Source organism: Pseudomonas sp. ADPe (genome assembly GCF_014843515.1).
Classification (GTDB): Bacteria; Pseudomonadota; Gammaproteobacteria; order Pseudomonadales; family Pseudomonadaceae; genus Pseudomonas; species Pseudomonas citronellolis.
Map to the genome: position 1 here is coordinate 5,311,696 of NZ_CP062122.1, position 15,245 is coordinate 5,326,940.

The 15,245-nt window shown below is 65.7% G+C and carries 14 protein-coding genes; 7 read left to right on the top strand and 7 right to left on the bottom strand.

Annotation, left to right across the window (positions count from 1 at the left end):
* The first annotated feature begins 35 nt into the window (after positions 1–35).
* Positions 36–470: a DoxX family protein gene (locus IG194_RS24200; protein WP_058488968.1), complete on the top strand. Its 435-nt coding sequence runs from the start codon at positions 36–38 to the stop codon at positions 468–470.
* 66 nt (positions 471–536) lie between these two features.
* On the opposite strand, the gene IG194_RS24205 is transcribed toward IG194_RS24200, so the two are convergent.
* Positions 537–1,568: a YeiH family protein gene (locus tag IG194_RS24205; RefSeq protein ID WP_058488969.1), complete on the bottom strand. Its 1,032-nt coding sequence runs from the start codon at positions 1,566–1,568 to the stop codon at positions 537–539.
* Between the two features lie 93 nt (positions 1,569–1,661).
* Here IG194_RS24205 and IG194_RS24210 point away from each other — a divergent pair, with 93 nt between their 5' ends.
* Positions 1,662–2,555: a LysR family transcriptional regulator gene (locus IG194_RS24210; RefSeq protein ID WP_043316088.1), complete on the top strand. Its 894-nt coding sequence runs from the start codon at positions 1,662–1,664 to the stop codon at positions 2,553–2,555.
* Here IG194_RS24210 and thpR read toward each other — a convergent pair.
* A complete protein-coding gene (gene thpR / locus IG194_RS24215; protein ID WP_009621562.1) occupies positions 2,545–3,078 on the bottom strand; it encodes an RNA 2',3'-cyclic phosphodiesterase in 534 nt (177 codons plus the stop codon). The genes IG194_RS24210 and thpR overlap by 11 nt on opposite strands.
* Positions 3,079–3,270: 192 nt before the next feature.
* On the opposite strand from thpR, the gene IG194_RS24220 reads away from it, so the two are divergent.
* Positions 3,271–3,591: a hypothetical protein gene (locus IG194_RS24220; protein ID WP_009621564.1), complete on the top strand. Its 321-nt coding sequence runs from the start codon at positions 3,271–3,273 to the stop codon at positions 3,589–3,591.
* Positions 3,592–4,415: 824 nt separating this feature from the next.
* Here the strand turns inward: IG194_RS24220 and greB are convergent.
* The 3 genes from greB to IG194_RS24235 are packed head-to-tail and all read right to left on the bottom strand — an operon-like array spanning position 4,416 to position 8,140.
* On the bottom strand, positions 4,416–4,913 hold the full coding sequence (greB, locus tag IG194_RS24225; protein WP_009623511.1) for a transcription elongation factor GreB: 498 nt from the start codon (positions 4,911–4,913) through the stop codon (positions 4,416–4,418).
* Positions 4,914–4,950: 37 nt separating this feature from the next.
* Entirely contained in the window at positions 4,951–7,443 is a 2,493-nt protein-coding gene (locus IG194_RS24230; protein WP_141679844.1) for an ABC transporter permease, read from the bottom strand.
* Positions 7,444–7,456: 13 nt separating this feature from the next.
* Positions 7,457–8,140, bottom strand: a complete 684-nt coding sequence (locus IG194_RS24235) for an ABC transporter ATP-binding protein (protein ID WP_009623509.1) — start codon at positions 8,138–8,140, stop codon at positions 7,457–7,459.
* Between the two features lie 10 nt (positions 8,141–8,150).
* On the opposite strand from IG194_RS24235, the gene IG194_RS24240 reads away from it, so the two are divergent.
* The 3 genes from IG194_RS24240 to IG194_RS24250 all read left to right on the top strand — a co-directional run bounded on the left by IG194_RS24240 (position 8,151) and on the right by IG194_RS24250 (position 10,157).
* Positions 8,151–8,756, top strand: a complete 606-nt coding sequence (locus IG194_RS24240; RefSeq protein WP_058488971.1) for an arylesterase — start codon at positions 8,151–8,153, stop codon at positions 8,754–8,756.
* Between the two features lie 71 nt (positions 8,757–8,827).
* The gene (locus IG194_RS24245) at positions 8,828–9,106 is read left to right on the top strand and encodes a hypothetical protein (protein ID WP_058488972.1); all 279 of its coding nucleotides are present in this window, start codon (positions 8,828–8,830) and stop codon (positions 9,104–9,106) included.
* Positions 9,107–9,182: 76 nt separating this feature from the next.
* Complete coding sequence (locus IG194_RS24250; protein ID WP_009623505.1) at positions 9,183–10,157, top strand: L,D-transpeptidase family protein; 975 nt, start codon at positions 9,183–9,185, stop codon at positions 10,155–10,157.
* A 127-nt stretch (positions 10,158–10,284) separates the two neighbouring features.
* Here the strand turns inward: IG194_RS24250 and oprI are convergent, their stop codons facing one another.
* Entirely contained in the window at positions 10,285–10,536 is a 252-nt protein-coding gene (gene oprI / locus IG194_RS24255; protein WP_024128796.1) for an outer membrane lipoprotei OprI, read from the bottom strand.
* Positions 10,537–11,415: 879 nt separating this feature from the next.
* Here oprI and IG194_RS24260 point away from each other — a divergent pair.
* On the top strand, positions 11,416–12,000 hold the full coding sequence (locus IG194_RS24260; RefSeq protein ID WP_058488973.1) for a recombinase family protein: 585 nt from the start codon (positions 11,416–11,418) through the stop codon (positions 11,998–12,000).
* A 49-nt stretch (positions 12,001–12,049) separates the two neighbouring features.
* On the opposite strand, the gene IG194_RS24265 is transcribed toward IG194_RS24260, so the two are convergent.
* A complete protein-coding gene (locus tag IG194_RS24265; RefSeq protein WP_058488974.1) occupies positions 12,050–15,232 on the bottom strand; it encodes a type I restriction endonuclease subunit R in 3,183 nt (1,060 codons plus the stop codon).
* Positions 15,233–15,245 lie beyond the last annotated feature (13 nt).

Here is a 15,245-nt window from a genome sequence, read left to right on the forward strand (position 1 = left end):
GTTGCCTCACCCTTTCCTCTGCACAAGGACGCACCATGAACACTCTGGTCAAATCCATTCTGTCCACCAACGCCGGCGTCGGCCTGGCCGTGCTGCGCATCACCACCGGCCTGACCTTCATGGCCCACGGCTCGCAGAAGCTCTTCGGCCTGTTCGGCGGCCCGGGCCTGTCGGGCATGGCCCAGTGGCTGGAATCCCTCGGCGTGACCCCCGGTTACCTGATGGCCACCCTGGCGGGCAGCGCGGAGTTCTTCGGCGGGCTGTTCCTGGTGCTCGGCCTGCTGGTGCGCCTGGCCAGCATCCCGCTGATCGTCGCCATGCTGGTGGCCGTGTTCAGCGTGCACATCGCCAACGGCTTCTTCATCACCAACAACGGCTTCGAATACGCCTTCACCCTGATCATGATCAGCGTGGCCCTGCTCATCAGCGGCGCCGGTCCCTTCTCCCTGGACCGCAAGCTCTCCAGCTGAGCGACCCCGCGGCCATGAAAAAGGCGGATGCCCACCGGCATCCGCCTTTTTTATTTTCATTGTGCTTCAGCCCAGCAGGTGCTGCACGCCGCTGTTGATCAGGCCGCCGCCCACCAGCAGGAAGATGAACAGCCCGGCGCCCAGCAGCAGCGGTTTGGGGCCTTCGCGGCGCAGGTCGCCGAGGCGGGTGGCCAGGCCCAGGGCGGCCATGGCCATGCCCAGCAGCACGTCGTCCAGCTGCTGCAGCGGCGCCAGCCAGGCTTCCGGCACCAGGCCCAGCGAGCGCAGGCCGGTGACCAGCAGGAATGCCACGGCGAAGCCGGGGATGTGCAGGCGGCGCTTGCCTTCGCCGGCCGCTTCCTCGCTGGCGGCGAAGCGCCCCAGGCAGAGCAGCGCCGGGGCCAGCAGCAGGACGCGGAGCATCTTGCTGATCAGCGCGGCGTCGGCGGCGGCCGGGTCCATGGCGCGGCCGGCGGCGACCACCTGGGCCACCTCGTGGATGGTCGAGCCGCTGAAGATGCCGAAGGCCTTGGCGCTGCCGAACAGGTGCGGCAGGTGGGCGAACAGCAGCGGGTGCAGGAGCATGGCCAGGGTGCCGAACAGCACCACGGTGGCCACCGCCACGGCGGTGTGCTCGGCGCGGGCGCGCAGCACCGGGCTGCTCGCCATGACCGCGGCGGCGCCGCAGATGGCGCTGCCGGCGCCGATCAGCAGGGCGCTCTCGCGCGGCAGCTTGAGCCAGCGCACGCCGACCCAGCCGGCGACCAGCAGGGTGCTGGCGACCATCAGCACGTCGATCACCAGCGCCGCCGGGCCGAGGGCGGCGATGTCCTGGAAGGTCAGGCGCAGGCCGTAGAGCACCACGCCCAGGCGCAGCAGTTGCTGGCGCGACAGCTCGACGCCGGGGCGCAGGCCGCCGAAGCGGGCCAGGCCGAGGTTGCCCAGCAGCAGGCCGAGGAGGATGGCCAGGGTCAGGCTGCCCAGGCCGAGATGGCTGATGGCGGGGATGCTCACCAGCAGGTTGGCGGCGCCGGCGATCAGCAGGCAGAGCAGGGCGCCGGGGATCAGGTAGGGCGTGCGGCGCAGGCGGGTAAGCATGACGGGCTCCTTGTGTAAGGTGCTGTCATGGTGCGCGGCGGGTGCTTAGTGTAAAAACGGATTGTTCTTATTGGATCAAACGGTTTTATCGATATGGCCCCGCGAATCACCCTGCGCCAGCTCGCCACCTTCACCGCCATCGCCGAGCACGGCAACGTGACCCAGGCGGCGGCCGCCATCGCGCTTTCGCAATCGGCGGCCAGCCAGGCGTTGCAGGAGCTGGAGCGCACCCTGCAGACGCGCCTGTTCGACCGCAGCGGCAAGCGCCTGGCGCTCAACGACAACGGCCGCGCCCTGTATCCCCGGGCCTGCGCCCTGCTGGCCCAGGGCGCCGAGCTGGAGACGCTGTTCCAGCACGCGCCGGTGCAGCTGGCCCTGGGCGCCAGCCGCAGCATCGGCGGCTACCTGCTGCCGCGGGTGATGGCCGGGTTCCTCGCCGAACTGCCGGACAGCCGCCTGCAACTGCAGGTGGCCAACAGCCGCGAGATCCTGGCCGCGCTCTGCGAGTTCCGCCTGGACGTGGCCTACATCGAGTCGCCCATCCAGCATCCCCAGGTGCAATTGTTGCCGTGGGTCGAGGACGAGTTGCTGCTGGTCGCGGCGCCCGAGCATCCGCTGGCGCGGGCGGCGCAGGTGACCTTCGAGCAGTTGGCGGCGACACGCTGGATCCTCCGCGAGGCCGGCTCCGGCACCCGGGTGACCTTCGAGCAGCAGGTGCTGCCGCGCCTGGGCAGCCTGGCGGCGCCGCTGGAGGTGAGCAACGCCGAGGCGATCAAACACCTGGTGGCCAGCGGGGCCGGCATCAGCTGCCTGTCGCGGCGGGTGGTGGCCGACGAGCTGGCCAGCGGCGAGCTGGTCGCCCTGGACAATCCCCTGGGGCCGCTGCGGCGCACCTTCTTCCGCGCGCTGCACGTGGACAAGTACCCGACCCAGGGGCTACGCCGCTTCCTCGATTACGCCGAGGCGTGGGCGGCGCTCAATCGCTGAGCGGCCGTTCGCCGTCCAGGGGCCAGCGGCCGATGGCCCGGTAATGCACGCCGTGGGGACCGTTTTCCGAGCTGTACAGCACCAGCTCGCGGGCCGGCCAGGCGAATTGCGCCTCGGCATCGGGCGCATGGCGGCAGTGGCGGGCCAGGGTCAGGTGCGGGCGGAAGGGCCGCCGCTCGATCTCGAAGCCGCTGACCTGCAGGGCGTCTTGCAGGGCCTGGACCAGGCTGGGCAGCGCCGGCGGGATGGTCGTCGGCGCCAGGTGCAGGATGCCGTTGCGCCAGCGTTCCAGGCGGTCCAGCAACAGTTCGAAGGGCGTGCGCGGCAGGCTTGCGCCCAGGGCCAGCAGCTCGGCCTTGCGGGCGCGCGGCACCGAGCCGAGGAAGGCCAGGGTGAGGTGCAGGTTGGCCGCCGCCACCGGCTGGCCGTCGATGACCAGGCCGTCGCGCCAGGCGGCCAGGGGCGCGCGGATTTCCTCCGGGCAGGGCAGGGCGAAGAACAGACGCAGGGGCGGGGTGCTCATCGGGGCTCTCTCGTCAGCCGGAAGTCGCCTTGACAGTATCGCCGGGGCTTCTCTAGGATGCCGCACAGCGCCGATTTAAGTAGCAACTTGCGGGGCGCTGATGCCTCAGGGGCATCGAAATACCGCTAAAGCGCTGGTTCGGTGTGCCTCTCGCCGCGTCCAGCAGGACCCCAGAGGCGGAGACATGACACCATGACCTGTCCCAATCCCCAGGTGCGCCTGGCCCCCATCACCACCGGCCTGCTGCGGCGCAACCCGCGCATCCTCCTGTGCGGCCACCATCAGCCCACCCTGGTTCGCTACCTCGAAGGCTGGCCGAAGCGCTGGCAGGGCTCGCGCACTTTCCTTATCCAGTTCGCCGCCGACCTCGCGGAAATCGCCCGCTTCCCCCGCGACCATTTCGACTTCGCGGTGATCCAGTCGCCGCGCGCCGAGGAACTGCAGCCGCTGGTCCACGAGCTGACCCGCGTCGCCCGCCAGGGGCTGATCACCCGCCGGCCGCCGGTGTTCTGAGGGGGCGATAGCCGGAACCACCGGCGCGATTCGCGGATGAGATCCGCTCCTACGCTGCCCCGCCCGCGCCATTCCATATAGGAGCGCGCCCTGCGCGCGATTTCGCGGGCAGGGCCCGCTCCTACAGGTTGCCGGGAGGCACGGTATTCCTCCACCCGTAGGAGCGGACCTTGTCCGCGATAGCCGAAACCTCCGGCGCGATTCGCGGATGAGATCCGCTCCTACGCTGCCCCGCCCGCGCCATTCCCTTGTAGGAGCGCGCCCTGCGCGCGAAATCGCGGGCAGGCCTGCGGCCCCCTCACCCTAACCCTCTCCCGGAGGGAGAGGGGACCGTTCGGAGTGCGTTGGTGTTTCGGCGTTAGCCGGCTAGCACAGGGATCGCCGGCTGAAACCAGGCCTCCTCTCGGCACGGCCTGGCTCCCTCTCCCTCCGGGAGGGGACCGTTCGGAGTGCGTTGGTGTTTCGGCGTTAGCCGGCTAGCACAGGGATCGCCGGCTGAAACCAGGCCTCCTCTCGGCACGGACTAGCCCCCTCTCCCTCCGGGAGAGGGCTGGGGTGAGGGGAAAGCCCGTGCGCCGATGTCATTTCCCTGTAGGAGCGCGCCCTGCGCGCGATTCGCGGGCAGGGCCCGTTACAGGTTGCACGGCATTCTTCCCCCCGTAGGAGCAACTGTCTTGCGCCGAGGTGCTCTTCGTAGGATGGGTTGAGCTTGCGAAACCCATGCGCTGATGGGTATCGCTTCGCTCAACGCCATCCTACGAAAAGCCGTGCTTCCTGAGACCGTAGGAGCGGGCCTTGTCAGCGATTGCACCGCGGGGCTTCGCTCAGGGATAGTCGATCTCGACCACGAACCAGAGCTTCTCGCCCGCCGGCGTCCGCACCACTACTTCGGCGTCCAGTTCCTTGCCCACCAGGGCGCGGGCCAGGGGCGAGTCGATGCTGATCTGGTTGCTGCGCAGGTCCAGCTCGTCCGGGCCGACGATGCGGTAGCGAGCCTGTTCGCCGTCCTCGTCCTCCAGCGTCACCCAGGCGCCGAAGTAGACCTTGTTCGGGTCGCCCGGACGGTCGCGCACCACCTTGAGGTTCTCCAGGCGCTTGCGCAGGAAGCGCACGCGGCTGTCGATCTCGCGCAGCATCTTCTTGCCGTAGATGTACTCGGCGTTCTCCGAACGGTCGCCGAGCGCGGCCGCCTCGCTCACCGCCTGGGTCACCTGGGGGCGGCGCACGTTCCACAGTTCGTGCAGTTCGGCGCGCAGGCGCGCTTCGCCTTCGGGGGTGATCAACGGGGTTCCGGCGGTGCGCGGCGGGCGATAGCGGCTCATGGGGTTCCGGCTGTGGCTGGGCAGGTCAGGGAGTCTATCAGCCTTCGCGGAGCAGGCGCAGCGGGCTCAGGGTCAGCGCCCGGCGGGTGCCGAACAGCCCAGCGCCGCCCACCAGCAACGCGCCCAGCAGCGGCAGGCCGAGCAGCCAGGGGTGCGGATGCCAGGGCAACTGGAACACCAGGCTGTAGAGCAGGTAGCTGATCAGCTCGCAGCCCAGGGCCGCCAGCACGCCGCTGACCGCGCCGAGCAGGGCGAACTCGCTGCGCCGGGTGCGTTGCAGCAGCTCGCGCTCGGCGCCCAGGGCGCGCAGCAGGGCGCCCTGGCGCAGGCGCTCGTCGAGGGTGGCCTGCAGGCCGGCGAAGAGCACTACGAAGCCGGCGGCGAGGACGAACACCAGCACGTATTCCACCGCCAGGGTGACCTGGTCGAGGATGCTGCGCAGCTGTGCCAGCAGCACGTCCACCGGCAGCAGGGTGACGGTGGGGAAGGCTCGGGCCAGCTCGATGGCGCTGCGCTGGTCGCTGGCGGGCAGGTAGAAGCTGGTCAGGTAGGTCACCGGCAGGTCGGCGAGGGTGCCGGGCTGGAAGACCATGAAGAAGTTCGGCTGGAAGTTGTCCCACTTCACCGAGCGCAGGCTCTGCACCTGCACTTCGCGGGTCTGCCCGGCGACGTTGAAGCTCAGGCGGTCGCCGAGCTTGATGCCGAGGTTGCCGGCGAGCTTTTCCTCCACCGAGACGCCGGGCAGTTCGCCGGCTGGCGCATTGCCCCACCAGCGCCCGGCCACCAGCTGGTTGCCGGCGGGCAGCTTCTGCGACCAGGTCAGGCCGAGGTCGCGCTGCAGGGCGCGCTCGCTGCGCACGTCTTCGCTGAGCGCCTGCACCGGCTGGCCGTTCACCGCGACCAGACGCCCGGGGACCATGGGGAACAGCCCTTCGGCGTTGGGCGAGACCTGGCGCACGCGGGCTTCGAAGGCGTCCTTTTCCGCCGGCAGGATGTTCAGGGCGAAATAGTTGGGCGCGTTGGCCGGCAACTGGGCGTGCCAGGTGTCCAGCAGTTCGCCGCGCAGCAGGGCGATCAGCGCCATGGCCAGCAGGATCAGGCCGAAGGCCAGGCTCTGCCCGGCGGCGGCCAGCGGGTGGCGCAGCAACTGGCCCAGGCCCAGGCGCCAGGGCAGGCTGGCGCGCGACAGCAGGCGGCGCAGGCCGTTCAGGGCGAGCAGCAGCAGGGCGCCGAGGATGGCTGCGGCGACCACGCCGCCGCCCAGCAGGGCCAGGGTCAGGCGCAGGTCCAGGCTCAGCCGCCACATGATCAGGCCCAGCGCCAGCAGCGCGCAGCCGTAGGCCAGCCAACTGCGCATGGGTACTGGCAGCAGGTCGCTGCGCAGCACCCGCAGCGGCGGCACCCGGCCCAGGGCGGCCAGCGGCGGCAGGGCGAAACCGGCGAGGGCGACCAGGCCGGTGGCCACGCCGGCCAGCGCCGGCACTGGCCCGGCCGGCGGAATCTGTGGCGGCAGCAGGTCGCCCAGCAGCGTCACCAGGCCGAGCTGCGCCAGGTAGCCGAGCAGCGCGCCGAGCAGGCTGGCGGCCAGGCCCAGGCTGAACAGCTGCAGGCCATAGAGCAGCAGTGCTTCGCGGCGCGTCAGGCCCAGGCAGCGGAGCAGGGCGCTGGCGTCGAAGCGGCGGGCGGCGAAGCGGTTGGCCGAGAGCGCCACCGCCACGCCGGCGAGGAGGATGGCCGCCAGGCTGGCGAGGTTCAGGTAGCGCTCGGCGCGTTCCAGGGCGTCGCCGATCTGGCGGTTGCCGTGGTGCGCGTCGAGCAGCCGCTGGTTCGCCGCAAGCCCCGGTTCCACCGCGCGGCGGTAAGCCTGCAGGGCCTGGCCGTCGCCTTCCCAGAGGTCGCGGTAGCGCACCCGGCTGCCGGGCTGGACCACGCCGGTGGCCTCTAGGTCGTGCAGGTTCATCATGACCCGCGGGGTGAGGCTGTAGAAGTCGCCGGCGCGGTCCGGCTCGTAGGTCAGCACGCGGGCGATGCGCAGGGCCTGGCGGCCGATCTCGATGCTGTCGCCGACCTTCAGGTCGAGGCTGGTGAGCAGCCGCGACTCCACCCAGACCTCGCCGGGTTGCGGCCGGCCGCCGGCGCGTTCCGGCTCCAGGGGCGCCGCTGCGCTCTTCAGCTCGCCGCGCAGCGGGTAGCTGTCGTCCACCGCCTTGACGCTGCTGAGCTGGATGCCCTGGTCGGTGGCGATGACGCTGGAGAACTCGACGCTGTAGGCGTGCTTCAGGCCCAGGCGGTTGCCGCTGTCGATCTGCTCCGGGGCGGCCGGCTGGGTGCCGCTGAGGACCAGGTCGGCGCCGAGGAATTCCGAAGCGCGCACCAGCATGGCGCCGTTCAGCCGTGCGCTGAAGTAGCCGATGGCGGAGCTGGCGGCCACCGCCACCAGCAGGGCGAAGAACAGCACGCGCAGCTCGCCGCTGCTCCACTCGCGCAGCAATTGGCGCAGGGCCAGGCCGAACAGGCGCGACAGCGGCAGCGACTTCATCGGCTCAGGGCTCCGCGTGGTCGATCAGGTGGCCGCTTTCCAGGCGGATCTGCCGCTGGCAGCGGTGCGCCAGGCGCTCGTCGTGGGTGACCAGGACCAGGGTGGTGCGGCGCTCGCGGTTGAGTTCGAAGAGCAGGTCGCTGATACGCTCGCCGGTGGTGCTGTCGAGGTTGCCGGTGGGCTCGTCGGCGAACAGCACGTCGGGTTCGGCGGCGAAGGCGCGGGCGATGGCGACGCGCTGCTGCTCGCCGCCGGAGAGCTGGCGCGGGTAGTGGGTCAGGCGCTGGCCCAGGCCGACGCGCTCGAGCAGGGTGCGGGCGCGCTCGCGGGCATCGCCGCGGCCTTCCAGCTCCAGGGGCAGCATGACGTTTTCCAGGGCATCGAGGCTGTCGAGCAACTGGAACGACTGGAAGACGAAGCCGACGTGGGCGGCGCGCACCCGCGCGCGCTGGTCCTCGTCGAGCTCGCCCAGGCGGTGCCCGGCCAGTTCGACGCTGCCGCCGCTGGGCTCGTCGAGCCCGGCCAGCAGGCCGAGCAGGGTGGACTTGCCGGAGCCGGAGCTGCCGACGATGGCCAGGCTGTCGCCGCGCTGCAGGGCCAGGGAGAGGTCGTGGAGGATGGTCAGCTCGCCTTCCGCGCTGGGAACGACCTTGCTAAGGTTGCGCGCGGTGAGAATGCTTTCGCTCATGGAGGGTCCGATGCGTGCATGGCTATCGAGCGTCTGCCTGGCGTTGCTGCTGGTCGCCCAGCAAGCCGCGGCGCAGACGCTGCTGGTCGTCGGCGATAGTATCAGCGCCGGTTTGGGGGTGGATACCGGCCGCGGCTGGGTCAGCCTGCTGGAGCAGCGGCTGAAGGACGAGGGTTTCGACTACCGGGTGGTCAATGCCTCGGTCAGCGGCGACACCAGCGCCGGCGGCCTGGCGCGCCTGCCGGCGCTGCTTTCCGGGGAGAAACCCAGCGTCGTGGTGATCGAGCTGGGCGGCAACGATGGCCTGCGCGGGCAGGCGCCGCAGCAATTGCAACAGAATCTTGCTTCGATGGTCGCGGCCTCGCGCCAGGCCGGGGCCAAGGTGCTGTTGCTGGGCATGCGCCTGCCGCCCAACTATGGTGAACGCTATACCCAGGCTTTCGCCCGGGTGTTCCAGCAAGTCGCCGAGCAGGGCGGGGTGCCGCTGGTGCCGTTCTTCCTCGACGGCGTGGGCGGCGTGCCGCAGATGATGCAGGCCGACGGCATCCATCCGGCCGTGGCCGCGCAGCCGCGCCTGCTGGAGAACGTCTGGCCGCAGCTCAAGCCGTTGCTCTGATCGCCGGGCTGTCGGAAGGCTTCCCCGCGCGGGGGCTTTCCGCTATGTTTGCGCACCCTTCAGGAGCCGCCATGTCCCGCCCCGCCTGGACCCTCTTCGCCTACCAGCTGATCGAACCCGATTCCCAGCTCGATCTGTTCGCCTGCCGCGAGGTGCGCGTGCATCTCGTCGCCCGGCAGTTGGAGCTCGGCTCCCCCGCGGACCGCACCCTCTGCGGCGGCCTGCTGCCGGCGCAACCGCTCTGGCGCGAGGCCCGGCGGCCGCAGCTGCGTGACCGGCGGCTGTGCCCGGAATGCCTGAAACGTCTGGAACAGGAAAAACGCGGGCAACGATTTTCCTGGATATTGTGAACTCTCCCGGAAAATAGGGTCTGAGTGGTACACTACCGCCCCCTCTGTCAACTGTGCTCTCGCCAAGGATCTCCGGATGTTGTCGCGTGTTATCGCCGCCTGCTCGCTGTCTTTTGCCGCGCTGCTCTCGGCCGGCCCCGTTTCCGCCCTCGAGCTGCCGCTGCCGGCGCCCGGCGAGGATATCGTCGGCCAGGTGCAGGTCATCAAGGCCAAGTACGAAGACACCTTCGCCGACCTCGGCCAGACCTATGACCTGGGCTACCAGGAAATGCTCGCCGCCAACCCGGGCGTCGACGCCTGGCTGCCCGGCGTGGGCACCGAGGTCATCATCCCGACGCGCTTCATCCTGCCGCCGGGCCCGCGCGAAGGCATCGTGATCAACATCGCCGAGTACCGCCTGTACTACTTCCCCAAAGGCAAGAACGTGGTCTACACCTACCCGCTGGGTATCGGCCGCGAGGGTTGGGGCTCGCCCATCGCCCACACCAGCATCGTCGCCAAGACCAAGGACCCGGCCTGGTACCCGCCGGCGTCGATCCGCGCCGAGCACGCCGCCGACGGCGACCCGCTGCCGACCGTGGTGCCGCCGGGGCCGGACAACCCGCTGGGCCCGTTCAAGATGTCCCTGGGCGTTCCCGGCTACCTGATCCACGGCTCGAACAAGAAGTTCGGCATCGGTACCCGCACCAGCCACGGTTGCTTCCGCATGTACAACGGCGACGTGACCGAGCTGTTCCCGATGGTGCCGGTGGGCACTTCGGTGCGCATCATCAACGAGCCGTACAAGTTCGGCCGCAGCGAAGGCAAGATCTACCTCGAGGCCCATACGCCGATCGACGACCACGGCAACCCCTCGGTCGTGGACAAGCACACCGCGGTGATCAATGCGCTGCTCAAGCGTGAAGACATCGCCAACCAGATGCAGATGGACTGGAACGTGGTGCGCGAAGTGGTGGCCGCCGAAGACGGCCTGCCGGTGGCCATCGCCATGCCGCAGCAGCCCGGTTCCTCGGTGGCTGCCAGCGAGAACACCACCGTGCAGATGCCCTGACGCCTGCGCCGTTGTGCCGAGCCCGCCGACCGCAAGGTCCGCGGGCTTTTCATTGCCTAGGAGAAAGTCCGGGCAATAAAAAAGCCGACCTCGAGAGGTCGGCTTTTCGAACAGATCCGAGGATCTATTACTTGCGGCTGGCTTTGTCCAGCATACGCAGAGCGCGCTCGTTAGCCTCGTCAGCAGTCTGCTGGGCTTTCTGAGCAGCGGCCAGAGCTTCGTCAGCGTGACGATAGGCTTCGTCAGCGCGGGCTTGGGCACGGGCAGCGGCGTCTTCAGTAGCGGTCAGACGGGCTTCGGTTTCTTTCGAGTGGCTGCTGCAACCGGTGGCCAGAACAGCAGCCAGAGCCAGAGCAGAGAATTTCAGAACGTTGTTCATCGTGTTCCCCTTAAGGTGGACATTTCCATTAAAGCAATTCCCCATGGGACTGGGAAATTAGCCGGACTACATAGTACTCATTACTTGTAGTAAGTAAACTGACCAAGCGCAAGTACGGCACTTTTTTTTCATGCCGGGCCTGCTTGAACTCTTAATTGCCCGGTAGTTGTGCAAAAAATGTGCAAGTGTCCGCGGCTGCCCTACAGCGGGGCTGTTGGGAGGAGCCGAGGCGAGGGCGGAATATCCGAGTATAGACGTCCGAAGTAATGCTAAAACGCGATAGGACGAAAGTCTGCTGGGAACTAATGGCGACTAACTGTGTCGCCAATTGCAAGAGTGCATTGCGAGTGCAACGCGCTGGAACGAAAAAGCCCGGCTAACTTCATCAGTCAGCCGGGCTTTTTGATCTGGCGGTGAGGGAGGGATTCGAACCCTCGATCTGCATTCCGACGCCGCAAGCCCTTGATTTGCTTGGCATGTCGCCTTTCTTGTGTGGATCTTGTACTGCTTACCTGTACCAGTCAAGACACTTGAGGCGGCCATTTTTTGGCAAAAAATGCGAGCCGGTATCTATCGAGCCATGCAGTCCTGTTTCCCCCGGTACCCCCCCTCACCGCTGGGAAAAAAGGGGGCACCCCCCGCCCATCGATGGAGTCACCGGGCCAGGACAGGTGCGAGCTACGTACCGCGCGGTAAAGGCGTTCTGAGCGTATTGGGGTGGATCAGAAGGTGTACCTTCCGAGCCAAGCTAAGCACAGCTTGAGCCAGACGAAGCGCTGCGGCCACTAGATGGATCAGAACTGTTGATTTCTACCGATCCACCAAATAGCATCTTGAGCCAGCTTTGTGATCCATCTGGCACTCAAGGAGCTATTAGCCATGACCGCCACCATCGCCTACGTCCGAGTCAGTACCGACGACCAAACAACTGAGGCCCAGCGCCACGCCATTAGCCAACGCTTCAATGTGAACGAGTGGTTCTCTGATGAGGCAACCAGCGGAGCCACCAAGGCACTGCAACGGGAGGGCTTCAAGGCACTCCACGCCTATGCCAGGAAGGGAGACACGGTTGTCGTGGCAGCCATCGACCGCCTGGGCAGGGATACCATCGACGTTCTGGAAACAGTGGAAGCCCTGAAAGCCAAAGGCGTGACGGTGGTCTCGATGCGCGAAGGCTTCGACCTATCCAGCGCAGTCGGTAAGGCCATGCTCACCATGCTGGCTGCAGTAGCTGAGCTGGAACGAGCCAACATCAAGGCCCGCCAGATGGCCGGGATCGAGCGAGCCAGGGCGCAGGGCAAGAAGCTGGGCGCACCGAAGGTGATCGATGATCAGGCTGTGGCCATCTGGAGGAAAGAGAACGAGGCCAGCATCGCGGATACGGCCAAGCACTGGGGGATTTCAACGGCTGCGGTGAAGCGGGCTTGCAGAGTGCTGCGAGTGCCACAAGCTGCAGCCGTATAGGCGAGGTTGCGTGTTAGGGGGTGCATTATTTTTTGCCCCCCAAGCACCATTAACGCATGGCCGAGTACACGCTCTCACCAGCCCCGTAGTAGCTCGTGAAGATGTGGTGGAAGGCCATCTCGCACTTCTCGTTGTAGATCCCCTCGTCGTAACTCTCAGGCAATCCCCGGTCGAAGACGATCTCCAGAGTACGCTGCACATCACTTCTGGCCCTGTCTTTCTTGCGCCAGTCGAGCACCAGCTTCTCGGCCTTCAGTGTATCCAGAAGCTCCTTGCAGACCTTCTTCACCTGCGCCCTTTCCTTATCTGCAAGTTCAGGCACTGGCTTGGTCAGGATGTCGAACAGGGCTAGCTCTTCTTCCGAGAGGTTCTCGCGGATAGCTCGTTGATCCTCGACCTGTAGATCAGCAGTGAGATACACCAGCTCCTTGAAGAACACCTCGATGTTCAGGCTGCCAGAGTTGTAGGCATCGATCAGCTTCTGGAACTTCTCCATGAAGTCCTTGCGAGTGGGGTTCTCGGTCAGCATGGTTTCCAATTTCATGCTCAGCAAAGCACGGAGCTTCTCGGCCTCGGTGCGTTTGCGACCCTGATTGAACTTCTCCTTGAGCTTCTCGAAGTCGATCTGGCTGAGGTCATGCAGTGGCTGATCGTCGTCTTCCTTGATGATGTAAGGCACCGGAGCGATGGAGCGATCCAGCAATTCCTCGACCTGCTGCATTACCTCGGAGATGTCGACGGGTGGAGCCAGTGCCTTGATCTTCTGGGCAATCACGGAGATCAGCACAGCATCAGGAGCAAGCTCATTGGCATCGGGATCAGGAAGAATCGCTCTGTAGACCCGAGACACAATCCGGGCCTGACTCATAAAGCTGTTCTTGGTTTCCTCATTGGCAATGAGTTGCTCAACCGCATCGTCCAGCTTGGCCACCTTCTCGAAGCCTTGAGCATCCTTGATGGCCTGGGCATTCACACCATGCTCGGACAAGAACGAGATCCCCCTGGCAAGCAGGTGCTTCAAGTACTCGACCAGCTCGGACTTGTTCTTGATTGGCTCACCCTCACCACCTTCGCCAGAAGAAGCCCCACCGTAGATCGCCAAGGCTTCCTGCAGCTTACGGAAGACCCCAACATAGTCGACGATCAGCCCCGCCTCCTTGCCCGGATACTTCCGGTTGGCTCGAGCAATGGTCTGCATCAGGGTGTGATTCTTCATCGGCTTGTCGAGGTAGATGGTCGAGCAAGACGGCACATCAAAGCCGGTGATCCACATGGCGCACACGAAGACCAACCGCAGCGGATCCTTGGAATCCTTGAACTTCTCGCCCAGGCTCTCCTCATTCATGCGCTTACGGTGCGGGATGATATCCAGCCCTTTGTCGGCTAGCTCCTTCACCTCGTTCTGACCTTGGGAGACAACCACCGCCATGTCGGTCGATATCATCACCTGGATCTTGTGCTGCAACTCCTCCTGTTGCTCCTTGGGAGCCTTTGCGAGCTGAGCTTTCAGGTCAGCCAGATACGTCTTCCAGTGATCCTGAACCTTGTTGTACATGCGGACGGCGGTGGCCTTGTCGATGCACACCAGCATGGCCTTGCCCTGGTAACCACGCCCAACGAAGTGGTTCACCAGATCCTTGGCGATAGCCTCTAGTCGATCCTCTCGGGTGATCAGGTGGTACTCACGGGCGAAGACCTGCTCGACTTTACGCTCCTGCTCCTCATCCAGCTCAGCCTCTTCGAGAAGCGCCGCCATGTCCTCGTTGAGGTTGTCATTGATTAGCTGCATCTCGGGAATGCGGTTCTCGTAGTACAGCGGAACCGTGGCACCGTCAGCGATGGACTGGCCGAAGTCATAGACCGAGATGTAGTCACCGAAGACCTCTTTGGTCTTCTCCTCGCCAGCCATCAGTGGCGTCCCGGTGAAACCCAGGAAGGCGGCATTCGGGAGTGCCGTCCTCATGTTCATGGCCAGGGTGTCGTACTGGGAACGGTGAGCTTCGTCGGTGATGACGATGATGTCCTGGCGGTCAGAGAGCTGCGGGTAGACCTCGCCTTTCTTCGTGCCGAACTTCTGGATCAACGTGAAGACGTAGCGGTGATCTTCGCTGAGCAACTGCTTGAGGTGAGCACCGCTGGTGGCATGTGCCTCGACCTCACCCACAGCACCTGTAGCGGCGAAGGTCTTGTAGATCTGCTCGTCCAGTTCGTTGCGGTCGGTGACGATCACGAACGTCCAGTTGCCTGGGATCTTGCGAAGGATCTTCTGAGCGAAGAAGACCATCGACAGAGACTTGCCTGACCCTTGGGTGTGCCAGAAGACGCCCAACCGCCCAGCCTGATCCTTGGGACGATCCTTGGTACGCCAGACCTCGGCGATGGCTTTATTGACCCCCAGGTACTGGTGATTCTTGGCGATCTTCTTGATCACACCACCAGCCACGTCCTCGAAGACGGTGAAGTTCTCGACGATATCCAGCAGCCTGGAAGGCTCACCGATGCCCCTGATGGCTGTTTCCAGGGAGACGACGCCCTTCTCACCTTCATCATTGATCCGCTTCCACTCGAACAGATGTTCCCAAGGCGAGAAGGTGCTACCCACCACCGTCTGAGAACCGTTCGAAAGCATCAGTGCGCCGTTGTAGGTGAAGAGCTGCGGGATGACCGTGCGGTAGTCGGTGAGGTTGTCGTCGTAAGCGGCCTTGAGCGTCTTGTGCGTTGCCTTCAGCTCAACGAACAACAGCGGGATACCGTTCACGAAGCCCAGCAGATCAGTGCGCCGTGTGTGGTAGTCCCCCTTCACCCAGAACTGGGAGGCTAGAAAGAAGTCGTTCTCCTCAACGCAGCCCCAGTCGATGACCTTGGCCACCTTGAGCGTGTTGTGCCCGTGCTCATCGGTGACCGAGACAGGAACCCCATCCTTCAGCAGCCGGTAGACCTCCTGATTAGCGTTGACCGGCAGCAGCTTGGAGCGATCTCGGGCCAACTCTTCGACCACCAGATTGATAGCCTCGTTGGGCAGATCAGGATTGAGCTTGCTGAGTGCAGCCCGAAGACGCCCCTCCAGCACCACATCCTGCTGGGTCTGTCGACCTTCGCTGGAGGAGCTACCTGTCCACTCTGCGTAGAGACTCCCAGTTTCCCAGCCGAGAGACTCGAACAGCGCAATGGCTGGCTGCTCGACCAACGTGTCCTCGGAATAGTCGTGCGAATGCGGTGCTGCTGGACTCATGCGCCTGAACTCC